At 51.0% G+C, this 23,812-nt stretch carries 16 protein-coding genes; 10 read left to right on the forward strand and 6 right to left on the reverse strand.

Annotation, left to right across the window (positions count from 1 at the left end; genetic code table 11):
* Positions 1–291: 291 nt before the first annotated feature.
* The 5 genes from AT705_RS16845 to AT705_RS16865 all read left to right on the forward strand — a co-directional run bounded on the left by AT705_RS16845 (position 292) and on the right by AT705_RS16865 (position 13,167).
* Positions 292–7,728 (forward strand): non-ribosomal peptide synthetase, encoded by a 7,437-nt coding sequence (locus tag AT705_RS16845; protein WP_058797446.1) that lies wholly within the window; start codon positions 292–294, stop codon positions 7,726–7,728.
* On the forward strand, positions 7,706–8,677 hold the full coding sequence (locus AT705_RS16850) for a TauD/TfdA family dioxygenase (RefSeq protein WP_049863392.1): 972 nt from the start codon (positions 7,706–7,708) through the stop codon (positions 8,675–8,677). The genes AT705_RS16845 and AT705_RS16850 overlap by 23 nt, the downstream gene beginning before the upstream one ends.
* A 93-nt stretch (positions 8,678–8,770) precedes the next feature.
* Positions 8,771–10,030: an efflux RND transporter periplasmic adaptor subunit gene (locus AT705_RS16855; protein ID WP_058797447.1), complete on the forward strand. Its 1,260-nt coding sequence runs from the start codon at positions 8,771–8,773 to the stop codon at positions 10,028–10,030.
* 9 nt (positions 10,031–10,039) lie between these two features.
* The gene (locus AT705_RS16860; RefSeq protein ID WP_049863393.1) at positions 10,040–10,747 is read left to right on the forward strand and encodes an ABC transporter ATP-binding protein; all 708 of its coding nucleotides are present in this window, start codon (positions 10,040–10,042) and stop codon (positions 10,745–10,747) included.
* Positions 10,748–10,758: 11 nt separating this feature from the next.
* Positions 10,759–13,167, forward strand: a complete 2,409-nt coding sequence (locus AT705_RS16865; RefSeq protein WP_058797448.1) for an ABC transporter permease — start codon at positions 10,759–10,761, stop codon at positions 13,165–13,167.
* 64 nt (positions 13,168–13,231) lie between these two features.
* Here the strand turns inward: AT705_RS16865 and AT705_RS16870 are convergent, their stop codons facing one another.
* From AT705_RS16870 to pspF, 6 genes are all read right to left on the reverse strand, one after another.
* Positions 13,232–13,993 carry an ATP-binding cassette domain-containing protein gene (locus AT705_RS16870; protein WP_058797449.1) on the reverse strand — a complete coding sequence of 254 codons (762 nt, stop codon included), beginning with the start codon at positions 13,991–13,993 and terminating at the stop codon, positions 13,232–13,234.
* Positions 13,978–14,985, reverse strand: a complete 1,008-nt coding sequence (locus AT705_RS16875; RefSeq protein WP_058797450.1) for a peptide ABC transporter ATP-binding protein — start codon at positions 14,983–14,985, stop codon at positions 13,978–13,980. The genes AT705_RS16870 and AT705_RS16875 overlap by 16 nt, the downstream gene beginning before the upstream one ends.
* Positions 14,985–15,878, reverse strand: coding sequence for an ABC transporter permease subunit (locus AT705_RS16880; RefSeq protein WP_049863397.1), 894 nt, complete (start codon positions 15,876–15,878; stop codon positions 14,985–14,987). The genes AT705_RS16875 and AT705_RS16880 overlap by 1 nt, the downstream gene beginning before the upstream one ends.
* A complete protein-coding gene (locus AT705_RS16885; protein ID WP_058797451.1) occupies positions 15,865–16,899 on the reverse strand; it encodes an ABC transporter permease in 1,035 nt (344 codons plus the stop codon). Before AT705_RS16885 ends, AT705_RS16880 begins: the two co-directional genes overlap by 14 nt.
* A gap of 2 nt (positions 16,900–16,901) precedes the next feature.
* Positions 16,902–18,500: an ABC transporter substrate-binding protein gene (locus AT705_RS16890; protein WP_058798038.1), complete on the reverse strand. Its 1,599-nt coding sequence runs from the start codon at positions 18,498–18,500 to the stop codon at positions 16,902–16,904.
* Positions 18,501–18,571: 71 nt separating this feature from the next.
* A complete protein-coding gene (pspF, locus tag AT705_RS16895) occupies positions 18,572–19,636 on the reverse strand; it encodes a phage shock protein operon transcriptional activator (RefSeq protein ID WP_058797452.1) in 1,065 nt (354 codons plus the stop codon).
* 181 nt (positions 19,637–19,817) lie between these two features.
* Here pspF and pspA point away from each other — a divergent pair, with 181 nt between their 5' ends.
* The 5 genes from pspA (at position 19,818) to AT705_RS16920 (ending at position 23,753) form a co-directional block, all read left to right on the forward strand.
* Positions 19,818–20,477, forward strand: coding sequence for a phage shock protein PspA (gene pspA, locus AT705_RS16900; protein ID WP_058797453.1), 660 nt, complete (start codon positions 19,818–19,820; stop codon positions 20,475–20,477).
* Between the two features lie 75 nt (positions 20,478–20,552).
* The gene (gene pspB / locus AT705_RS16905; protein ID WP_010386732.1) at positions 20,553–20,786 is read left to right on the forward strand and encodes an envelope stress response membrane protein PspB; all 234 of its coding nucleotides are present in this window, start codon (positions 20,553–20,555) and stop codon (positions 20,784–20,786) included.
* The gene (gene pspC, locus AT705_RS16910; protein ID WP_058797454.1) at positions 20,783–21,199 is read left to right on the forward strand and encodes an envelope stress response membrane protein PspC; all 417 of its coding nucleotides are present in this window, start codon (positions 20,783–20,785) and stop codon (positions 21,197–21,199) included. Before pspB ends, pspC begins: the two co-directional genes overlap by 4 nt.
* Before the next feature lie 74 nt (positions 21,200–21,273).
* Entirely contained in the window at positions 21,274–22,680 is a 1,407-nt protein-coding gene (locus tag AT705_RS16915; protein WP_058797455.1) for a YcjX family protein, read from the forward strand.
* Positions 22,677–23,753, forward strand: coding sequence for a TIGR01620 family protein (locus AT705_RS16920; RefSeq protein WP_058797456.1), 1,077 nt, complete (start codon positions 22,677–22,679; stop codon positions 23,751–23,753). Before AT705_RS16915 ends, AT705_RS16920 begins: the two co-directional genes overlap by 4 nt.
* Positions 23,754–23,812 lie beyond the last annotated feature (59 nt).

Below are 23,812 nucleotides of genomic sequence, written 5' to 3' on the forward strand. Positions count from 1 at the left end.
TGTTCATGATTGACAGCTTTGATCTCATGCATGAGATCAAAGCTGCTTTATCGTGTTGCACGGATAAAATGTTGTACCACCCTGTTCGAGCAATGCAGTATGAAAGCGCTCAACCCCGCCTGGTTTACGGGTCTTTTCGCTGTCAAGAGAGGTGGCAGATCAGTGGCCTTGTCAAATCTTACAGGCAGTCATCACCCCCCCGGTTCTGTTATAAATAGTCGTATGTAGTGACCACAGAAGTAACATGAAGTCAGTCTCTGGCGCATGTCTCGACTAACAGGACTTGAATGAATGGTTGAAATCAACAAATTATTAGCTGAACTGGTTGCTCAGGGAGTAGCAGTTTACCTGGATAATGGCAAGCTCAAGGCCAAAGCCCAGAAAGGGGCCCTGACCGCAGAGCATAAAGCGCTCATTAGCGCGAACAAGCATGACATTATTGCAACGCTGTCCCAATCAGCCCCCATTGAGCAGGTTGAACGCATTCAGCCGGTGGCAGAGCAGGATAAACAACATAGTTTGTCGTTTGCTCAGCAGCGTCTGTGGTTTGTCAATCAACTACAAGGCGGTGGCAGTGAGTACAACATGCCGATGGCGTACTCGGTGTATCAGCCGTTTGATGTACCACGTGCCACACATGCGTTGCGTACCATTATCGCGCGTCATGAAATACTCAGAACGGGTTATGAAGCCAGTGATGAAGGACCGCGGCGCCTGGTACGTGAACAGGTTAGCAATGAGGTGCAGTTTACCGATCTGAGCGCGTTGGCGGAACCTGTGCAACGGGACGAGGTTAAGGCACTGGCGCTGGCCCATGCCGGGCGGGAGTTTGATCTGCAACACGATGCACTGCTGGATATTCACTATGTCAAATTAACCGATACGCCATGTGGTACTCAGCCCCATGGTATTTTGCTGTTTAACATGCACCATATTGCGTCCGATGCCTGGTCGATGGACATACTTAAAAATGAATTTATGACGCTGTATAGCAGCGAACAGGGATTACCCCCTTTAACGGTGCAGTACAGTGATTTTGCTCACTGGCAGCAAAACTGGGCAAAGTCGCAGGACTATCAGGACCAGTTAGCCTACTGGCGTTCACATCTCACGGGTTTACCAGAATTACACAGCCTGACCCCAGATCATCCCAGGCCGGCGAAGAAAAAGTTCAGTGGCAAAAAATGCAATCAGACACTCAGTGCTGAACTGACGGAAAAACTAGTGACCATTGCCCGTCACTATCAGTTATCGCCGTTTATGTGTTTGCACAGTGCGCTGGTGTTGTTGCTCCATACTTTTACAGCCAGCCGGGATATTGTGGTGGGCACCACAGTTGCTAACCGGGCTCAGGCCGAAGTGGCCCAGCTGATAGGGTGTTTCCTAAATCGCCTGGTATTGCGGGTTGAGCTTAAAGCCCAGTCCCTGGACAGTTATCTGCAACATATCCGCCAGGTTCATTTATCGGCTCAGGCCAATCAGGACGTGCCTTTTGAGCACCTGGTTGAACAGCTCGATGTAACCCGCTCTAATAGCTATACGCCGCTATTTCAAATTCAGTTGACCTGCAATGACAGTGGTTTAGCTGACAGCCCGCAGTCGCAGGAAAGCACGCCGTTCAGACCGTATGTGCCCGAAGATATGACCATGACAATTCGCGGTGATATTGATATCCATGCAGAGCTTGGTCAGCAGGGGGCCGTGATTGGCTGGTCATATGATGATGCCTTGTACAGTGAGCAAAGCATCACGACCATGATGGCACATCTTGAAACCATTTTAGAAAACTATGCCCGTTGTCTGGACACAGAGCATGGATTTGACACTTCTATTGATGCTTTGACAGTGCTCAGCCATTCGCAGTTTAGTCAGTTACAAACCCAGTTGCCGGTCACGCACAGTGCTTATGACTCGCGTAGTTTGACAGAGCGCTTTGAGCAGCAGGCTGCGCTGACACCGGATGCGATTGCCGTACACAGTGACACCGAACAGCTTAGCTATGCGCAGCTTAATGCGCAGGCGGCTAAACTGGCTGACTGTTTGCAGGAGCAGGGCGTTGAGCCCGGCGACTTGGTGGGCGTGTGCATGCCACGCAGTGCCTGCCTGATGGTGAGCTTACTGGGCGTACTCAAAGCCGGGGCAGCTTATATTCCGTTTGAACCCAGCAACACCAAAGCCCGCAATCAGCAAATTATCGCTGATGCCGCTCTGGAGTGGGTGATTGTCAGTGACGCACTGGCCGCCCGTGTTCCGGATGCCGGGGTTGACCTGCTGTTACTGGAGCAGGATGTCACTGATACGAACTGGCTCAGTGGCTATGATGCCGAATTTTGCGCGCAAACGGTTGCCCATGACAGCCCCGCTTATGTGATTTACACCTCAGGCTCTACGGGTACTCCCAAAGGCGTGGAGATAAGCCACCGGGCCCTGATGGATTATTTGAACTTTGCTCTCAAAGGCTACTATGCCGACCACCTTAACGGTTCACTGCTGGTGACGTCACACGGCTTTGACATAGGCGTCCCGAGTTTGTACTTGCCGCTCTTAAGTGGTGGCAGTGTGCAACTGCTGGATAATCAGGAGCTGTTACCGGCCCTGAGTAAAGCCTTGAATAAACCGGATGAGCCACGACTGGTGCGGATGACGCCGCATCATGTGGAAGGGATACTGGCCTTGCAGGAGGCGCCGCTTGCAGGTGTGCAGCACGTGTTTGTGATTGGCGGTGAGCGCTTTGAGCGCGATGTGGCACTGGCCTTACAAACCCAGTTCCCGGACAGTCAGGTGTTTAACCATTATGGTCCGTCTGAGGCCACGGTGGGCTGTGTGATGTATGACATCAGTGCCAATCAGGCCGACTTACCGGCAGAGCTTCCTATTGGCCGGGCCATGGACAACACCTATGCCTATGTACTGGATGCGCAGCTTAATGCCCTGCCACAGGGCGCCCGGGGTGAGCTGTTTGTCGGTGGGCCGTGTCTGGCCACAGGTTATGTGAATAACCCGACGCTGAGCGCCGAGCGCTTTATTGAAAACCCGTTTTATGACCCCAGTGATGCGACCAGCCCGGCGCGTTTGTATCGCACCGGCGATCAGGTGCGTTATCAAAACAGTGGCGAGCTGATGTTTTTAGGGCGTATAGACGAGCAGGTTAAGATCCGGGGTTTCCGGGTGGAGCTGGGTGACATCAGCAGCCAGTTACAGCAAATCTCGGGCGTTGAATCCGCTGAGGTGTTGTGTAAGTCTCTGGCCACCGGCCCGGAGCTGGTCGCCTATATTAAGGCGCAAGACTCGGCGCAGCTGGGTGCTCTGTTGAGTGACTGTGAGCGTTTACTGGGGGAGCAGTTACCGGCCTATATGGTACCGGCCCACTTTGTCGGGCTGCAAAACTGGCCGCTGACAGCGAATGGTAAACTGGACAAAAAAGCACTGCCGGACCCGCAGGAAAAAGCCGCGGCCCAGCACGTTGCGCCACGCACAGCAACAGAGCAGCAGCTGGTTGAGCTGTGGTCTTCACTATTAAAGTTAACGCCGGACCAGATAAGTGTAGACAGCAGCTTCTTTAAGCTGGGTGGGCATTCTTTGTTGTCGGTGCGTTTAGTGGCGGCAATCAAACAGGCCTTCGGGGTCGAATTCAGTATCAGCGAGTTGTTTGAACATGCGAGCATCGCCAGCCAGGCACAACAGGTCGAGCATAAACAGGCACAGGGAGGCAACACCGCACAGCGCATAGAGGTGCAGGCCCGTCCACAAGATGGTCGCATGGCCGCATCCTTTGCGCAGCAACGACTGTGGTTCATCGACCGCTTACAGGGTGGCTCGGCGCAATACAACATGCCAGCTGCGTTTGAAGTGAGCGGTGAGCTGGACCTGAGTGCTGTTGAGGCAGCACTGAACACCATAGTTGCGCGTCACGAAGTACTGCGCAGTGTCTATCGAGACGGCGACTCGGGAACAGAGCAGGTGATCCAGACTGACGTACACTTCACACTGGATTATGAAGATCTCAGGCTGCTGAGCCCGGCAACCCAGCAACAGACAATTGCGTCACTGATCCCACGCTTACAATCACAGCCGTTTGACCTGAGCAAGGACCTGATGATCCGGGCTTCGTATATAGATACCGGCGCCGATTCCGAGCATGCGTCTGTGTTACTGTTTAATATCCATCATATCGCTTCTGACGGATGGTCGTTGCAGCTGCTGGTGAAGGAGTTTGTACAGCTGTATCGGGCATACACGCATAGTCAGGACAATCCGCTGACCCCGTTACCGATTCAGTACGCGGATTATGCTCACTGGCAACATAGCTACCTGAGCGGACCGGTTCTGGAGCGCCAGTTAACCTACTGGAGTGAGCAATTATCTGATCTGCCTCCGGTACACAGCCTGCCGCTGGACCACCCGCGTCCGCAGGTCAAGCAGCATGTCGGGGAGCTGGTACAGGGTAAACTGGATAGTGATGTCGCAGCTGGGCTGGCCGAGCTGGCTCAATCGCAGGGACTAACCTCCTTTATGCTATTGCACAGCGCGCTTTCATTATTGCTGAGCAGACACAGTAACAGCAAAGACGTTGTGATAGGCACACCGGTTGCGAATCGCACACAGACTGAACTTGAGTCCTTAATTGGCTTTTTTGTCAATACACTCGTGCTGAGAGTGAACACGGCTCAGCCCGACATAACGCGTTACTTAGAGCATGTTAAAGCGGTGCACCTTGGCGCACAGTCGCATCAGGACGTGCCATTTGAGCAGCTGGTTGAGCACTTAAATGTGCCCAGAAGTACAGCACATTCGCCACTATTTCAAATTATGCTCACCACGCAGACCGATTATGGCCTTGATGAGCAGGCCTCTGAGCAGGGAGAGCTGGACCTGAACGGGGCTGCACTGACCATGCGTGGCGCAGCACAGACGGTGGCCAAATTCGATATTGAAGTCAACATAAGTACGTCAGCGCAGGGGGTTGCGATTAACTGGGTGTACGACAAATCTTTGTTTACGCATGCGCACATCAGTACGCTCAATTGCCATCTGATGCAGATATTAACTCAGCTATCACAGCTGCAATCCACATCGGTGCCGTTAAGCAGCATCGCGTTGCTATCCGCACAGGAGCGAACGCATTTACTTGAGACACTCAATCCGGCACCGGTTGATTATGACACTACGCTGACGATGGCGCAGTGGATAGAGCGTCAGGTCGCTAAAACCCCGACGCAAACCGCGCTATGTTACGAAGGGCAGACACTGAGTTATCAGTCTCTCAATGATAAAGCGAACCAGTTGGCCAGGCACCTGCGTGCAGAGCATCAGGTTGCTCCAGGCACTCTGGTGGGCGTATGCATGACTCGTTCTCTGGAAATGGTGATTGGCATACTGGCCATACTGAAAGCCGGTGGTGCCTATGTGCCGCTTGATCCAACACTGCCAGAAACACGTCTGGACTATATGTTGGCACACGCAGGTATATCTACCATCTTGACGCAAAGTGACCATCAGTCTAAGTGTCAGGCGGAAAATACGCCTGCACTGATCCTGATGGATGGGTACGCGCAGGACGCGACACGTTTTGAAGATTATGCTACCCAGGATCTGAGTCCGCAGGAAACCGGGCTGAGTGCTCAGGATATGGCCTATATGATTTATACCTCTGGGTCGACAGGAAAACCCAAGGGGGTATTAGTCAGCCATCAGGCTTTGGTTAACCGGGTTGATTGGATGGATAAACAGTACGGTTGCGATCCTCACGATATTATTTTGCAAAAAACGCCGTTTGGCTTTGACGTCTCTGTCTGGGAGTTTATGTGGCCGTTATGTCGCGGTGCTCAGATGGTGCTAGCTCGACCTGAGGGGCATAAAGATCCCCAATACCTGTGTCAGTTAATTCGCCAAAGTGGTGTGACTAAGTTGCATTTTGTTCCTTCCATGCTGGGCATCATGCTGGATTATGGCGCGCTGGCACAGTGCACCAGTATTCGTCAGGTATTTTGTAGTGGGGAAGCGTTACAGGTTAAACAAGTGCAGGGCTTCAGAGCCAGTTTGCCTGATGCACAACTACACAATCTCTATGGGCCAACCGAAGCGGCAATTGATGTCAGTTATTGGGATTGCTCGCAGCCAATCAGCACCACAGTGCCCATAGGTAAACCTATTCAGAACATTCAGCTGTTGATCCTCGATGACGACTTGCAGCTGGTGCCCTTTGGCAGTGCCGGAGAGTTGTTTATCGGCGGAGATGGTCTGGCCTGGGGGTACCATAACCAGCCGGAGCTGACTGCTGAGCGGTTCATTAGCAATCCTTACCAGAGCGAAATGGGCGCACGGGCCAGTGCCCGACTGTACCGAACCGGAGACTTAGTGCGTTATCTGGATAACGGCGATATTGAATATCTCGGGCGCAGCGATGATCAGATAAAAATCAATGGACTGCGTATCGAGCTGGGAGAGATAGAAAGTGCGTTACTGGCACAACCTGAAGTGGATTCAGCCCTGGTTACCACCATTGAGCTGGACCAGGCAACCCCGACTCTGGTGGCCTATTTTAAAAGCACGCTAAGTGCCACTGAGCTGGATGAAGCACAGCTAGCAGAACAGTTACAGGAGCGGCTGAGCCAGAGTTTACCGGCCTATATGGTGCCAACTCTGTTGTGCCATGTTTCACCCTGGCCGGTGACCGCAAATGGCAAAGTCGACCGCCGCGCTCTGCCAACGCCAGCGCGTAAAGATGTGGCAGCACATGCGCCACAAACGGACATAGAAAAGCAGCTGGCGACCTTGTGGCAGCAGGTTCTGCAGTGTCCGAGCCAGACGATTTATAAAGAGAGTGACTTTTTTGCACTCGGAGGCAGCTCGCTGAAGTTGATCACGCTGGCGATGCTGATTGAAAAGTTTTTCGCTTGTGCAGTTTCACTGGAGCAGTTGTTTAAAACGACACAGCTGACAGCTCAGGCAGACTTGATTGCAGCGGGCGGCACCGAGCAGGCGACGCCACAGCTGAAACCATTAAACAGCAGCACCGATGCGGCATTCACTGTGTTGTGTTTGCCGGGCGCGGCCGACCTGGCGCGTAGCTTTACGCCGCTAGCTCAAGCCCTGGAGGGGGAAATGGCGGTCTATGGCTATGAACACTTGCCTGAACACGCTGCTGCTTCAAGCATTCAGGCCTATGCAAATGAATATTGCGCGCATATTCGAAGCCATTTTATGCAGCCACTTAAAGCGGGTCGCCTGGTGCTATTAGGCCACTCTATGGGCGGGCTATTAGCGGCCGAGATCAGCAAGCAACTGGCACCGAATCCACCTGCGCTGACCATATTGCTGGACAGCTATATAGCCTGTTCCCAAGTCAACGAAACCAACACGGAGCAGGCTTTACAGGCACTGATTAAACAGCTGGCGATCCCTGCTGGTTTTGCCGAGCAGTTTGAGCGCCTGATGTTACGTCACACCAGTCTGTCCAAAGGCTATCAGCTGACGAGCGAACTGGCACAGTGCTGCTTCCTGATTGGTGCGCGGGCAAACCCCAGCTGGACCGAAACCTATCAGATATTTTTGAGAGATAAATTACAGCTACCTCACAGCAGTGTGGCCGGCGATCACTATTCAATATTGTGGCAGGAAAATATCGAAGAACTGACTGCCCAGATAAAACAGCAGATTGATCAGCGTATTGGCAAACAACAGTTACAACAAGAGAGATTTGAAGATGACAGTGTTAGAGAAGTATAGCGTGGAGGATTTACAGTCAGTTAAGGGCATGCCTCTGCTACTGGAAGTCGCTTTAGAGGGACAAAGAGCCACTCATTGGGCTGCTGAGCATGCCGGGCAAATAGATGCCCTGCTCAATGCCAATGGCGCAGTAATGTTACGTGGCCTCAACATTATGAGCAGTAAACAGTTCGGTCAGGTGCTGAGCACGTTATTTGACGCAGAACTGTTGAATTACTCTTATCGCTCAACACCGCGCACTGAGCTGAAAGGCAATGTGTACACCGCGACGGAATATCACCCGGATGAAGTGATCCCGCAGCACAATGAGCACGCTTATTCGAACAAGTGGGCGATGCGACTGGGGCTATGTTGTTTGCTTCCTCCGCAGGCCGGAGGTGAAACCCCGATCGCTGACAGCCGGGAGGTATTTAAACGTATTCCGCAGGAGATCCGCGAGAAGTTTGCTGCAAAGAAAGTGAAGTATGTACGTAACTACGGTGATATTGATTTGCCCTGGAGCGAGGTATTTCAGACCACGGACAAGCGTGAAGTTGAACAGTATTGTTTCAATAATCAGCTCGATTTTGAGTGGATTGGCGAGCATCGTTTGCGTACCTCGCAGGTCAACCCTGCTATTGCCAGGCACCCTAAAACCGACGAACAGGTGTGGTTCAATCAAGCGCATTTATTTCATGTGTCCTCGCTGGGTGAGGAAACCTGTGCCCAGTTGCTCAGTGCCTGTGGGGAAGACGGTCTGCCGCGTAACGCATTCTATGGTGACGGCGAGCCGCTGGAACCTGAAGTGCTGGACATCATTCGTGCTGCTTATGATGACACAACGCTTTACACCCCTTGGCAAAAAGGCGATCTGATGCTGGTTGACAATATGCTGTTTACCCACGGCCGACGACCCTTTAGTGGCGACCGCAAGGTCCTGGTTGGCATGGCCAGAGAATATGGGTGGTAAGTGCTTACTACACGCTTTTGTTCATAAAAAGCAGACATTACCAAGATAACACATTAATTGAACAGCGGTTCCAGTCCGCAGTGGAGAACATAGATGGACATTACCATTGAAGAGCAAAAGAAGTTTAACTGGCGGTACGTCAAAATTGCGCTAGCCGCAGTGGTGATTATTTCCGGTGCCTGGTGGCTGAAGAGCTACTTTGGACAGGCAACTGCCCTGGTTGATAGCACAGATGTGCGTACTGCCAAAGTACAAAATGGGCAGTTTCAGGTCAGCGTGAGAGGGATGGGCGTATTGAAGCCCAAAGAAGTCATTTGGGTGGCGTCTGAAGTGGCCGGGCGAGTAGAAAAGGTCTTTGTTAAAGCGGGAGCGGTGGTTGAAAAAGGGCAACCCATCGTCAAACTCAATAACCCCAAACTGTCGTTGGTACTGGCCAATGCACAAGCCAAACTGGAAAAAACAATTGCTGAAAATACTGCGCAGTATGCTCAGTTTGAGTCTGACTTGCTGGATGCGGAAGCCGCGGTAAAGCGCGCAAAAATGACCCACCAGGGCAATGAGCTGGAACTTAACGCTCAGCGTAAACTCCGCGAGATGGGCAACAGCAGCGTGTCGCAAATTAAGTTTAAGCGCACAGAGTTTACTGTGCAAAGCAGCAAGCTGGACCATGAGTTACAAAAGCAACGACTGGAAAAACTGAAGCTTAATATTGAGGCACAAAAACTGGCTCATAAAGCACAGCAGCAGACCCTGCAACAGGAGCTGGACCGGGCACAAGAGCAACTCGACAACCTGTATGTCCGTGCGGCAATGGATGGTGTATTGCAAAGCATGGATCTGGAGTTAGGTCAGGATGTAGCAGAAGGTGGCAGTGTGGGCAAAATTGCCAATCCACGTAGCCTGATCGCAGAAATAGACGTACAGGAACTGCAAATTAAGGATGTGGCACCGGGTTTAGGGGTCACCATAGATACCCGTAAATCCCAGATCCAGGGCGTTGTGTCTCGGGTCAGTCCTCAGGTTGAAAAGGGCCTGGTTGCGGTAGAAGTGGATTTGATCGATGCACTGCCCAGTGAAGCCCGGCCGGAACTGTCAATTGAAGGGGTGATCAACATCACCGACAAGCCCAACACTTTGTTCGTTGCGAAACCTGCATTTGCTGAGGAGTACCAAAGTGCCAAGATTTTCAGAGTCGATAGCAAAGGCAATATTGCACAGGCCGTACAGGTCAGGTTTGGACAAAGTTCAGTGAACTTTATCGAGATTACAGAGGGGCTGAATAACGGCGATACCGTGATTATTTCCGCCACCGATAATTTTGCTAATAACGAAAAAATATTTTTACATAATTAGGACAGCACAATGAGCAATATATTAGAACTTAAGAATATCAGTAAGTATTTTCAGTTCGATGAGATGAAGACGATGGCCCTGTCAGACATCAGCTTTTCGGTGAAAGGAGGAGAGTACGTCTCTATTAATGGACCTTCGGGGTGCGGTAAGTCAACCCTGTTGTCCATTTTGGGCATGCTGGATACGCCTTCTGGTGGCCAGTACTTTCTGTCGGGCAATGATGTATCAAACCTGAGTCGGGATCAGCGCGCCACGGTGCGCTGTAACCACATTGGTTTTGTATTTCAGTCTTTCAACCTGATCAGTGATCTGACGATAGAAGAAAACGTTATTTTACCGCTGACTTACCAGGATAAATACAACGCCAAAGAGGCCAAAGAAAAAGCCTTGTCGGTGCTGGAGCAGGTTGACATGTTGCATCGGGTGAAACACTTTCCGTCGGCCTTGTCCGGCGGTCAGCAACAGCGTATTGCGATAGCCAGAGCACTGGTCAACGATCCCAAACTGATCCTGGCGGATGAACCAACCGGTAACCTGGATTCAAAAAATGCCGACATCGTATTGCAGCTGTTTGATGATCTGCACCAGCAAGGGCGCACCATTTGTATGGTGACGCACGACCCTCGTTCATCAGCCTGCGCCAGTCGCAGAATTGATATTTTTGATGGCAAGCTGGTCAGTGATAAACCGCTGCCTGAGCTGGCAAAAAGCGCCTGAGGTAACGAGTTATGGGTTTCTTAATTGATATTCGCTACGCTCTCAGGCTGTTAGCGAAAGCGCCGAAGTTCACCATGCTGGTGACTTTTATACTGACCGCAGGTTTGACGATCAGTTTGCTGACTTTCAACATGGTTTACACCATTTCATTTAAGCCGTTACAGGGTAAAGATGCCAGCAGCATTGTTACGCCGCACCTGACCGGCAGCACCCGGGTGCTGACGTTTGAAGATGTCACGCAACTGGGTCAGTCGCAATTCAGCGCCGTGTACGATGAATATACCTTGCACTATCGAGAAGAAGTGCGCATGGAGAACCAAGGGCAGGGCGTGAGCCTGCTGGGCGAGAAGGTGATGCCAAACTTTTTTTCCTTCACCCGTACCGAACCGCTGCTGGGCAGAGCCTTTAACAATAACGATGGTGCGGCAGGACAAGCACCGGTGGTTGCGCTGAGCTATCACGTGTGGCAAACCTTATTTGCAGGCCGCGAGTCTGTGCTGGGCGAGCATGTTCGACTTGGCGGCAAGAGCTACGAAGTGGTCGCGGTTATGCCTGAGGGTTACAAGTTCCCTGTGACTTCTGATCTGTGGTTGCCGCTGGATACCAAGCAATTCGCTCAGTTTGACTTCAAGGATAAACAGGTGAGTGTGCTGGGTCGATTGCATGCCAGCGTCTCTGAAGCGCAGGCTAACTCCGAGCTGGCTAGCGCACTGACCGCCGTGCGCGAAAGACGTTTATCACAAAGTGACAGAGTGCAGTTTATCGCACCGACTGTCACGCACATGAGTCTGCAACAGCAAAACATTGAAGGGATGGGGGCATTTATTTTTGTCGGACTGCAAAGTTTCGCGCTGGCGATTCTGTTCATGGCCTGTATCAACACAGGCAACCTGTTGTTTTCCCGTTCTATTGAACGTCAAAAAGAAACCGCTATCCGGGGTGCCCTGGGCGCTAAAACCAAGCGTCTGGTACGTCAGCTAGTGTGTGAAGGTGGACTGATCACTTTGCTGGGTGGGGCACTGGCCATTGTACTGACGGCTGTTCTATTGTCTGTGATTAATGGCACTCTGCAGGCGAGTCTGGGCAGTGGCATGCCGTTTTGGTGGAACTGGCACCTTGACTGGCAGACCTTAACAATGGCGGTATTATTTATTTTGTTTACCTTTTTCTTTGCCAGTGTTTTACCGGCAGTGAAAGCCGCTAAGATGGACATTAATACGGTATTGCGTGACGGCACCCGTGGGTCGCTGGGCAGAGGCGCAGGTCGTTTATCCCGGATCATTGTGACCATTCAGGTCGCGATTATTGCGGTCTTAATGTTGTCAGGCAGCCTGGGCAGTTCGGTTATCTTCAATATCACAGATATGGTGACGGCAGAAAAAACCGAGGGGCGTTATTCTGCTTATTTCAATCTGGTGGGGGCTGAGTTTGAAAGCCCGGAACAAAAGGTCAATTTTGTCGAAACCGCAGTACAGGACCTGTCGAAATTAAGCAGTGTCTCAGAGGCTGACATGATGCAAAACATGGGGCTGAAAAATGTCCGTATGGATGCTGAGTCACGTGTGCGTGTCGATGTAATGGGCACACTTGGGAAGCTGGCGTTTTTTGATCAGACCTTGGTTTCCGGACGCGGTATCGATGCCCGTGATAACAGTGAAAACCTGCGTGTGGTGCTCGTCAGTGAATCATTTGCCAAGCGCCACTTTAATGGCCAGTCGGCACTGGGCAAGCAACTTGATATTGAGTTGTCCGATAAATATGTCACCCATACTGTGGTGGGCATAGTCAGTGACCGCAGTGGCAACACTCAGGGCATGTATGCGCCTTTGGCTGAATACGATGAACTGTATGTGTCTTATCTGCAATCGCCTTACGAGTGGGTGCAGCTGATCTTTGAGCAGCAGGCCGACATGCAGTCTGCACAACAAGACTTTTACACCTGGCTTGGTCGCAGTGATTATCAGGCACACTTCTCGTTTATTGTTGACCTGGAGAAAAATGCTAACCTCTATGCAGATATGTTGGGGATTATGTCTAACGGGGTGATTTACTCCGGCGTGTTCTCTTTGTTCCTGGCATTGATGGGCGTGTATGGCGTGTCTGCGGCATCGGTGAGTATGCGCAGCCACGAGATAGGTATACGCCGTGCATTGGGTGCAAAAGACACAGCAATCACCATTTTATTCCTGAAACGTAATATGGGTCCCTTGCTGATTGGCCTGGGCGTCGGCCTGGTCGTATATGTACTGAGCTGTATGGTATTTGCGTCTATGATAGGCTCTAAGATTGGTCTTAGCACCTATATCGCAATAGCCCTGATCACCAGCACTTTGCTAACCAGCATGTTGTTGCTGTCGGGTTATGTGCCAACGCGCCGTGCCGTTCAAGACGAGCCGGTTGCAGCACTCAGAGCAGAGTAAGTAACCGGGCGGGCCAGGCAGAGGAATGAGGTGTCTGGCCCACCTGCATAATGTTTTTAACCAGCTAAACTGCCAGCAGTTTTTGCATTACCTTAGATTTTGGGGCACGAAAAATCGCTTCGCTTTGCCCGTATTCCACACTTTTCCCCCGGCTTAACACCAGCAATTTATCACTCATGTGACGCACTAGGCTGAGATGATGGGTGATCAGAATATAACTCAACCCGGAATCGCGTTGCAGTGCCAGGAGTAAGTTTACCGTCTGTGCCCGAACCGATGGATCGAGAGAAGACAGCGCTTCGTCCAGTACCACAACTTTGGGATCGAGGATCAGCGCACGTGCCAGCGCAACCCGTTGTAATTGACCACCACTGAACATATGGGGGTAGTAGTCATAATGTTCAGAGAGCAAGCCTACGCGAGATAAAGTCGCATTGATTTTCTTGTCGCGTTGACGCTGGGTAAGCTGCGTATTTAAGCGCAGACAATCATCCAGCATATCACCTATGGTCAGGCCCGGATTGAGCGAGCGAGTGGGGTCCTGAAAGATAAGCCGGATATGACGACAGTCATGGCTCTGGTGGCCATTGTCTTCAATCATTTCACCATTAAGCAGGATCTGTCCTGAATCAGCGTGTTCAGCCCCGGCCAGCACGCGGGCTAAGGTACTTTTCCCTGAGCCGGTTTCGCCAATCACCGCCAGCGTTTCGCCCGGTGCCACGGCAAAAGAAACATCCTTTAGTACTTTAACCCGCTTGCGTCGAAACAGGCCTGCCCGGGTGTTAAAGGTTTTATTCAGTGATTGTACCTTTAGCACGGGTTGCATTTTTTCTTCTCCTGAAGCAAGGGAAAGTGGCAGGCATATGCATGCCCGTGCGATTTCACCTGAGCCGGTGTAACCACACACTCACGCTGTGCCTGAGGGCACCTTGGACCCAGTCGGCAGCCAATTGGCAAGTGCTGTAAGGGAGGAATGGTGCCTTTGAGTGCAAAGAAAGACGCCTTGTGACCAATCCCATGCGCGTAATCTGGCAGGGATTTCACCAGCGCCTGTGTATAAGGGTGGTAGGGGTGACAAAATACTTTGGTTGTGGGTCCCGCTTCGACCATCTGGCCACAATAGAGTACATGCATGGCATGGGACCAGTCGGTAATTTCTTCCAGCTCATGGGTGATCATCAAGATTGACATGTTTTTAAGCTGGTTGAGACTTTTCAATAAGCGGAAAACCTGTGCCCGGGTGGTGGTTTCGAGTGCGGTGGTTGGCTCATCTGCAATCAGCAGTTTAGGACTTCTGGCAATGGCCATCGCTATCATTACCTTCTGGCAGACGCCTTCTGACAGCTCATGGGGATAGCTGCTCGACACCCGGCGGTGATCCCGGATCCCCACTTTGTGTAGCAGCGCCTTCACCTTTTCTTTGCGCTCACTACGGCGACTAAAAAACCCGCCTTTAAAACAATTATCTGGCAGCGATTCAGCAACCTGATCAAATATTTTGGCGGTAGGATCCAGGCTTCGACTCGGCTCCTGGTAGATCATCGCAATATCCCGGCTCACCAGTTTACGGCGCTTTTCCGGACTCAGACGCATCAGGTCCACACCCTGCCAGTGCATCCGGTCAGCGGTAACGCGCCAGCGGTGATTTAATACCCCGACAATGGCTTTGGCGATTAGGCTTTTACCAGACCCGGATTCACCAACCAGGGCGTGTACTTCACCTTCTTTGAGGCTTAAACTGACCCGATCAACAGCGCGGATCACACCGTTGTCTGTGGGTAATTCGATGGTGAGGTTTTTGATATCAAGTAATTGCATTAATCCGCCTTTCTCGCCTGCAAAGCGTCACGTAACCCATCACCGACAAGGTTAGTCGCAAGCACCGATAAAAACAACAGTGCTCCGGGTAAGCCGACAGTCCAGGGGGCAAGATAAATCAGTCCCAGGTTTTCTGCCAGCATGGCACCCCATTCAGTGGTGGGGGGCTGAGCCCCGAGTTTCAAGAAGCCCAGTGCCGCGATGTCCAGAATTGCGGTGGACAAGGCCAGCGTGAATATCACCACAATGTGCTCATATATGTTAGGCAGTACACCCCGTATGATCAGTTGCCAGCGACTGGCACCGTCCAGTCGGAATGCACTGATATAGTCTTTGTTCAGCTCTTCCACCACCAGGTTGCGGATTGAGTGAATATACTGCGGGAGCAGCGCGAAAATAATGGCCCACACGGTATTGAATAAGCCGGGGCCCAGTATAGCAATAATGATGATGGCCAGTAACAATGACGGGATCGCCAGGGTGATATCCAATAGGTGATTGAGCAAACTGGATTTAAAGCCCTGGCTGCATCCAGCCAGCGTGCCCAGTACCACGCCCATCAGGGTGGTTAATAATGCAGCGACAATCGACAAACCAAAGGTGTAGGTGGCTCCGCGCATCAGACGGGATAACACGTCACGACCTAAATCATCGGTGCCCAGAATGAAATTCACATTGCCCTCATCGTGCCAGGAAGGTGGCAGTAACAAGGCATCGGCATGTTGCTGGTCAATGCCATAGGGGGCCAGCAAGGGGGCCAGCAATGCGAGTAAGGTGAGCGCAATAAACAACCATAAACCGACCAGAGCCGGGTGATTGGCTTTGAATTTCCGCCACAGCCGCGATAACGGAGAGCGGTTTGACTCTTCTGTAAAGAGATTAAACTTTGCCATGGGCCTGGTTCCTGGCTAGCGGGTCAAGGAGTGTGTGGATCACATCAGCCAGCATGTTGGCGAAAATAACAAAAAAGGAGACCGCAAGTAGGCCGCCCTGAATGGCCGGATAATCACGCTGATAGATACTTTCGATCATCCAGCGGCCAATCCCCGGCCAGGAAAAGATCACTTCCGTGACCATCGCGAGCGTGATGAGCGTACTAAATTGCAGGCCTATCTGTTTAATCACCGGCAACAACGCATTGCGCAGTGCGTGATCGAGGATTAACTGGCGACGGTTGAGACCCTTAGCGCGTGCTGTTTTGATGTAGTTTTGTTCCAGCACAGTTAACATTGAATCGCGGGTAAAGCGCACCAACACTGTGGTGGGGTACATGGCCAGCACCACGGTGGGCAGCGTCAGATGGTGCAGTGCATCAGCAAAAGCCTGGCCGCCATATGGGAAGTCGTGCAGCCAGATATCCAGCAGGATAAAGTTGGTGACGGGTGGGATCTCATATAGCAGGCCAATGCGGCCAGACATGGGAAACCAGCCAAAGCTGAGGCAAAAAATCATGATCAATAACAGCGCCAGCCAGAATACCGGAATAGAAAAGCCCAATAAGGTTAGCGAGCTGATCACTTTGTCTGGCCACTTATTATGATAGGCACTGCAAATCACACCGGCTGGGATACCCAGGCACAGCGCCACTATGAGCGCATAAACACACAGCTCAATGGTCGCTGGAAACAGCTGTTTCACATGGCCGAATACGGCCTGACCGGAAGACAGTGACAGTCCCCAGTCGCCCTGAAATAGGCGTACCAGGAAGGCCTGATACTGGATCAGCAGGTTGTCATCGATATGGTACTTTTGTTCCAGAATTTGTGTCTGGCTGTAATTGGCGTTCAGTTCACCACTGAAGTTGGTAAGCAGATCCCGCGGAAATAAGTAATTCAGTGAAAAGGTAAATGCTGTGAGCGCAAACAACATAAATAACAGCAGGCTGAGGCGGCGAAACAGAAAGTCAGCAAACATAATTAGTTTTTCCTCGCGTTCGCCAAAGAGATCCCGCCAAAGGGACGCAACTCTATGCCCATGACGCTGGTATTACTGGCCTGAAAGCGCATGCCATGGGCGATTGGCACCACTGGTAGTTCAGTAATCAGCATTTGCTGGGCTTGCTGATAAAACTGTTTACGCTGTTGCAGATCTGTGGTGTCGAGTGCCTGAGTCAGTAATAAATCAAACTCAGGATTACACCAGTTGGCGGGGTTTTTACCGCTAAATGTGGCCGTGCAGCTTAATAAAGGGCTGAAAAAATTGTCCGGATCGGGTGTATCCGCAGCCCAGCCAAGCAGTACGCTGTCATGTTCATGTTTACCCACTCGCTCCAGGAAGGTATTCCATTCGTACTCAACTATGGTGGCCCGGATGCCAATTTCGCGTAGATCGCTTTGGATCAACTCGGCCATTTTACGGGCATTGGGATTATAAATACGGGATACTGGCATGGCCCATAGGTCCATTTCAAAGCCGTCAGGGAAACCGGCTTGTATCAAAAATTCCCGAGCGCGCTCGGGGTCATAGCTGGGCATAGCCTGAGTCTGAAACGCCCACGAAGAAGGCGGCAAAATTGAACGGGCCTGGATCCCGTTACCGTAAAACACCGCTTTCATGATTTTTTGAAAGTCGATACTGTGTGCCAGAGCTTTACGTACCAGGACATTATCAAACGGCGGTTTTTCAGTGTTAAACGCCCAGTAGCCGACATTTAAATTGACGGCCTTATCGACCCGAATATCGCTGCGTGCCGCCAGGGTTTCCAGCTGCGTGGCGCTCGGGTGAGCGGTTATGTCGCATTCTTTGGTCAGCATTTTGGCAATACGGCTGGTGTTATTGGTGGTGATGTCATAGACCAGCTGATCCATGGCCAGGTCGTGTTTCCAGTAACCCGGGTGCTTGTGATAACGGATCAGGTTATCACGCAGGAAGCCTTTGTATTTATACGGGCCTGTGCCTACTGGCAGCATATCGAAATCCTGTTTATTTTCCTGCTCTACCAGTTGCATGGCGTATTCCTGTGACAAGATCACAGCAAAGTCGGTGGCAATATTAGATAAAAAACTACTTTCACTGCTAAATAGCTCAAATCGCACCGTGTAATCGTCTACTTTAACTATCCGGCGGATCAACTGGTCCATGCCGACACTTTGAAAATACGGGTAATTGGCATCACCGACAAAGTGAAAAGGATTGTAGACGTCGAACAGGCGATTGAACGAAAACACCACATCATCCGCATTCATGGTACGTGTGGGCGTGAAGTAGTCTGTGCTGTGGAAAGTAACGTCTTGACGCAGTGTAAAGGTGATTTGTTTACCATCTTCACTGATCTCCCACGCCGTTGCCAGCTCCGGACGAAATTCAGCGGTGAGGGGATCTATACTGATCAAGGTGTTGTAGAGCTGGTTGGCTATGATATCTATGGTTGAGCCTGTGGTCGTCACCTGTGGGTTAAACGAGACCGGGTTGGCTTCGGCGCAATAGACGATACCCTGGATTTTACGCTGGGCTTGTGCGGTTCTGTCACCACAGCCACTTAGCAGGACGCTGAGCAAAGCGCCGATAGACAGCAGCCAGCGTAAGCCCGGATGCGCTGAGTGAGGCACCCGGGTTGATGTTTTATCAGTTGCTCTGTTAGCCACGGCTAAGCCTCTTGTTGCGAGTCCAGTAGGTTGTATTTTTTCAGGTAGCCTCGTAATTGGTGATAGGTTAGCCCGAGGTTCTGAGCGGTTTTTTTCTGGTTAAACTGGCTGTGCTCTAAAGCACTACGCAGCAGGTCGATTTCAAATTCATTAGACAGCGTTTTTAAATCGCAAGGAAAAGCGGCCGGTGCGGGTTTGGTTTGCGTTGCTTCAGGCACGACGACTGGGGCAACCGCTGCCGGAGCTGGTGTATCGGCGGCCTTTTTAATTCTCTGTGTGGGTCGATAAGGGCTGGCGAACGGGTCAAATACAATCTGGTGAACGGCCAGCTGTTCGCTGCCATGGCGATATAAACTTCGCTCTACCACATTCTTAAGTTCACGAATATTGCCCGGCCAGGGGTAATCGAGCAGTAATTCTGTGGCACTGCGGGTAAAGCCACTGAATAACGACCAGCCCAGATCACGGGCCATATTAATGGCGAAATGTTCGGCCAGCAGCAGGATGTCTTCTTTACGTTCGCGCAGCGGTGGTAAGGTGATGACGTCAAACGCTAGCCGATCCAGCAAATCGTGACGAAATTCACCATTATCGGCAAGGGTTGGCAGGTCTTCGTTGGTCGCGCAAACAAGGCGGGTGTCTACTTTGACCGTTTGTTTACCGCCCACGCGTTCGAACTCGCCATATTCAATCACCCGCAGCAGTTTTTCTTGCACCATGGCAGATGTATTAGCAAGTTCATCGAGGAATAGCGTACCGCTGTTGGCGCGCTCAAAGCGACCTTCGTGGCGTTTACTCGCCCCGGTAAATGCACCGCTTTCATGACCAAACAGCTCACTTTCCAGCAAGTTTTCATTCAGTGCGGCACAGTTGAGTTTGACATAGTTCTGGTCCCACCGCTCCGACAAGTAGTGCAAACGGGCTGCGATCAGCTCTTTACCGGTACCACGTTCTCCGATGATCAGCACTGGCTTTTCCAGAGGTGCCAGTTGCGACACCTGATCCAATACCGCTAGAAAGCTATCCGACTGGCCGAGTAAATTATCCTGTTGGCGAAACTGGCTCATATTGCCTAACTCTTAGTATTTTTGACTAACATCTAGTGTATTTTAAAAAACGATGAAGCGAAAGTATTTTTCTATAATTATAACTTGTTGATTTTAATAAAGTAATTTTATTGAAAATTTGGCAAGCTAATTGATACATCTAACCAGCAAACTAAATTACTAACCAAAGAGGTAATAGATTATGGGAATCTTTTCACGTTTTGCTGATATTGTTAATTCTAATATCAATGCGATTCTGGATAAAGCGGAAGATCCAGAAAAAATGGTCCGGTTGATCATTCAGGAAATGGAAGACACCTTGGTTGAAGTACGTTCGACGTCGGCAAAGACACTGGCAGAGAAAAAAGAGCTGGAACGTCGTGTTGAGCAGCTGCGTACGCAGGCTGATGACTGGCAGCAAAAGGCAGAATTGGCACTGACTAAAGACCGTGAGGATCTGGCACGTGCGGCGCTGTTAGAAAAGCAAAAAGCCACTGATGCAGCAGACAGTGTGACACAGGAGTTATCACACGTTGAGTCACACATTGAGAAGCTGCAACAGGAAGTAACGACCTTGCAGGAAAAGCTGGCGGATGCAAAAGCGCGTCAAAAAGCCATTGTCCTGCGTCAGCGCTCCGCCGAATCACGTTTGGATGTGAAAAAGGCGCTGGATAGCAGCAAAGTCGAGGATGCACTGAATCGTTTCGAACGTTACGAGAGCAAAATCGACGGACTGGAGTCTCAGGTCGAATCATACGATTTAGGCAAGAAATCGCTGGCTGATGAGATTGCCGATCTGCAAAAAAATGAAAAAGTAGACGATGAACTCGAGGCGCTGAAGAAAAAGTTAGCCGATAAGTGAATTTGATTGCACCTGCTGTTAAGGTAGGTGCAATAATGAAAAAAATAACGTGCCCAGGTTAGACAGGAGAGGAATATGTTTGATGCAGAGATTTTAGTCGCCCCGATCATCATTTTTATGATTGTTGTGGCGCCGCTATGGTTGATCCTGCACTATCGCAGCAAAAAGCAGGTGAGTCAGGGGCTGAGTGAGCATGAGCATCGCCAGCTGGTAGAGTTGGCACACAAAGCAGAAAAAATGGCGCAGCGCGTTGAAACGTTGGAGGCCCTGCTTGATCAAGAGTCACCAGAATGGAGACGCAAAGTATGAGTAAACGTAAACGAGAGTTATATCGCGACCCGAAAAGGGGCAAGTTAGCGGGCGTATGTGCCGGACTCAGTGATTACTTTGATATGGAACTTTGGCTGGTTCGGATCCTGTTTGTAACCGCTGTGTTGTTATCAGGTGGCCCACTGTTTATCGTAGTCTATATCGCTTGCTGGTTTATTCTGGACAAAAAAGCAGAAACACCACCGACGCCGGGCACAGACAGCAACTACTCGAGCAAAGATGAAGATCCTGTTTCGGTCAAGTTTAAAGTCTGGCAAAAAGGTGAGCCGCCGCGTCAGGCCCTGTTTGACCTGAAAGAACGTTTAACACGCCTGGATGGCCGTATCCAGCACATGGAAACATATGTCACCTCCAGTGAGTACACGGTAAAACGCGAGATCAACAAACTCTGATCAGAGTGTGAAGGGGTGCTGCCTGGCATTGGCAGCCCTGCCATCTTTGCCAAAAATAAGGAAAATGTGCCTTTATGAGTGTATCGGGCCTGACTGCCAGGGCGCTGCAAAAACTACAGCAAACCACCCATAAAACCCTCACCCGAAGCCTGGACAGACATGTCAAACTGGCTGTGACCGGATTCAGCGGTAGTGGAAAAACGGCCTTTATTACGGCTTTAGTGAAACAATTAACCACTCAGGCGACAGCACAGAACCTGCCTTTTTTTGAAGTTGTGCGAGAGCAGCGACTGGTTGCTTGCAAGCAGGTACCACAAAGTGCACTGGACATTCCCCGTTTTGAGTACCAACATGCGGTGCAGTATTTACTGGCAGATCCGCCCAGCTGGCCACCTTCCACACAGCGGATTAATACCCTGACGCTGGCGTTGAAGTTTCGCTCGGCGCAGGGGGTCAGACAGCACTTCAGTGAAACCCACACTGTTTACCTGGAGTTGATTGATTATCCGGGTGAATGGCTGATGGACTTGCCGATGTTGAATCAGGACTTTGCATCCTGGAGTGAGCAACAACTCAATCGCTTGAAAAAAACCGACTATGCGCAGGTCAGTGCGCCTTTTTTACAGCAATTGGAACAATTTGATTCATGTGCAGCGGTGAATGAAAGCGAACTCACAACGATAGCCGGTCTCTATGCGGATGTGCTACAGCAGCTCAAGGCACATACTCAACTGGCGCAGCTACAGCCCGGCCGCATGTTGATCCCTGGTGAGCTCGACGGCGCACCGATTTTGCAATTTTTCCCATTGCCAGCCCCACAAAATGCATCTGAGCAGAGCCAGTATCACCACCTTGAGCAGCGCTTTGAAGCCTATAAAAAGCAGGTTATCACCCCATTTTACCGAGAGCATTTTTGCCGCTTCGACCGCCAGCTGGTGCTGGTGGATTTGCTCAGTGCGCTTAACGATGGACATACCACATTAACTGAAACTCAGGCTGCATTAAGCGATACACTGGCGATGTTTCGTCATGGTAAAAGTGGTTTATTGGGGCGTTTGTTTCGTCCCAGCATAGACAAGGTGCTGTTTGCTGCTAATAAATGTGACAATGTTGCGCTGGCAGATCAGGATAAGCTGACCCGATTATTACACGCTTTACTGATCCCCAGCGAGAACGAACTGAAATTCTCAGGTGTCGATATTGATACCATGGCGATTTCTTCAGTGAAGAGCACCCAGCCAAAACAGCTCACTGAGCAGGGGAAACCCCTGTCTTGTATTTACGGTAAGCCGGTTGGTGAATCTAGCTATATTAGTTATTTACCGCCTATTCCACCTGAACATCTGCCAACTGAGCAGCAGTGGCCAAAACAGGGCTATGAGTTTTTGTCTTTTGAGCCTTACCCGGCTTATCAGGGGCAAATTGAACATATTCGTCTGGACCATGTATTACAGTTTTTATTGGGAGATAAACTTCTATGAGTGAGCCTGCCCAGTCACCCAGAGGACGGCGAGTTCGGGTTGAAGCAGCCCCACAGGCTGCCCAGCCAGCAATAGAACCCGACGATACGCAACAAGCCCGGCGAATAGACGAAAGTGCGGAGCACATCGAGGTCGGGACATCACACGTCCCGGAAGCGGCGCTGGATACTCAGTTGCAGTCGCTCGATGTGGAAGCCGTTACACAGCCGGTCAGCACCGGGCTGACCTGGCGCAAATTATTACTGCTGGGACTGGCTGTTCTCATTCCGGTAGAAATGGGCCTGACATTGATTGAGGCGTTCAGCCGTAGCTGGCTGCTGGCCGGGTTGTACGGGGTGGTCATTGTGAGTGCCCTGGCTGTACTGGGCAAGTTTTGCTGGTCGGAAGTACGCGCGCTTGGCAGGCTGAAAAAGTTGCAACAGCAACGCATCGGGGCACAAAGATTAATGAGCAGTAACCAAATAGGTGAAGCGCAGGCCTGGTTGAAGCCGTTGTTAAAGCAGCATGACCCACATCAGGTTAGCCAGTTTATGGCGACGGTCCAGCCTCATTTTACCGATCAGGAAGTACTGGCCTTATATGACGCGACTTTATTAAAAGACCTGGACGAGCAGGCCCGAACTTTGATAGCTCAGTTTGCCAGTACGTCCGCACTGATGGTGGCGATTAGTCCAATGGCCATTACCGATATGCTGGCCGTGTTATGGCGGGGTGTTACACTGATTGAGCGGCTCAGCCAGTTGTACGGCATTAAACTGGGGTATCGCAGTCGCATCGAACTTTACCGTTTGCTGCTCAAGCAGATCGTTTTTGTCGGTGCCAGTGAGTTGCTGAGCGATCTGGCAGCCACCAGCCTGGGCGCGGAGCTGTTGGGTAAATTGTCTGCGCGGTCAGCACAGGGACTCAGCGCTGGCGTGTTCACCGCCCGACTGGGTTATAAAGCCATGGATTTATGTCGGCCTATTCCTGCTAAGGCGCCGGCAGCTGGATACTTGTCACAAACGGCACGACAACTCGCAAGCCTGTTAATTCGTCAGTCCTCTGACAAGTCGGAGGAGACAAACAAAAAATAGTGTGTAAGTACATACTTTTTCTTCAGGGTTTAATATGAAAGGAAACCCTGGCTTCCCCT

Origin of the sequence: Pseudoalteromonas rubra (assembly GCF_001482385.1) — a bacterium.
In the GTDB taxonomy this organism is placed as follows: Bacteria; Pseudomonadota; Gammaproteobacteria; order Enterobacterales; family Alteromonadaceae; genus Pseudoalteromonas; species Pseudoalteromonas ardens.

Excerpts from the sequence above, each read along its gene's own strand:
- AT705_RS16880 (WP_049863397.1), bottom strand. The coding sequence starts at position 15,878 with ATGGCAAAGTTTAATCTCTTTACAGAAGAGTCAAACCGCTCTCCGTTA.
- AT705_RS16875 (WP_058797450.1), bottom strand. The coding sequence starts at position 14,985 with ATGCAATTACTTGATATCAAAAACCTCACCATCGAATTACCCACAGAC.
- AT705_RS16860 (WP_049863393.1), top strand. The coding sequence starts at position 10,040 with ATGAGCAATATATTAGAACTTAAGAATATCAGTAAGTATTTTCAGTTC.
- pspB (WP_010386732.1), top strand. The coding sequence starts at position 20,553 with ATGTTTGATGCAGAGATTTTAGTCGCCCCGATCATCATTTTTATGATT.
- AT705_RS16855 (WP_058797447.1), top strand. The coding sequence starts at position 8,771 with ATGGACATTACCATTGAAGAGCAAAAGAAGTTTAACTGGCGGTACGTC.
- AT705_RS16845 (WP_058797446.1), top strand. The coding sequence starts at position 292 with ATGGTTGAAATCAACAAATTATTAGCTGAACTGGTTGCTCAGGGAGTA.
- pspF (WP_058797452.1), bottom strand. The coding sequence starts at position 19,636 with ATGAGCCAGTTTCGCCAACAGGATAATTTACTCGGCCAGTCGGATAGC.
- AT705_RS16850 (WP_049863392.1), top strand. The coding sequence starts at position 7,706 with ATGACAGTGTTAGAGAAGTATAGCGTGGAGGATTTACAGTCAGTTAAG.
- AT705_RS16865 (WP_058797448.1), top strand. The coding sequence starts at position 10,759 with ATGGGTTTCTTAATTGATATTCGCTACGCTCTCAGGCTGTTAGCGAAA.
- AT705_RS16885 (WP_058797451.1), bottom strand. The coding sequence starts at position 16,899 with ATGTTTGCTGACTTTCTGTTTCGCCGCCTCAGCCTGCTGTTATTTATG.
- pspA (WP_058797453.1), top strand. The coding sequence starts at position 19,818 with ATGGGAATCTTTTCACGTTTTGCTGATATTGTTAATTCTAATATCAAT.
- pspC (WP_058797454.1), top strand. The coding sequence starts at position 20,783 with ATGAGTAAACGTAAACGAGAGTTATATCGCGACCCGAAAAGGGGCAAG.
- AT705_RS16920 (WP_058797456.1), top strand. The coding sequence starts at position 22,677 with ATGAGTGAGCCTGCCCAGTCACCCAGAGGACGGCGAGTTCGGGTTGAA.
- AT705_RS16870 (WP_058797449.1), bottom strand. The coding sequence starts at position 13,993 with ATGCAACCCGTGCTAAAGGTACAATCACTGAATAAAACCTTTAACACC.
- AT705_RS16915 (WP_058797455.1), top strand. The coding sequence starts at position 21,274 with ATGAGTGTATCGGGCCTGACTGCCAGGGCGCTGCAAAAACTACAGCAA.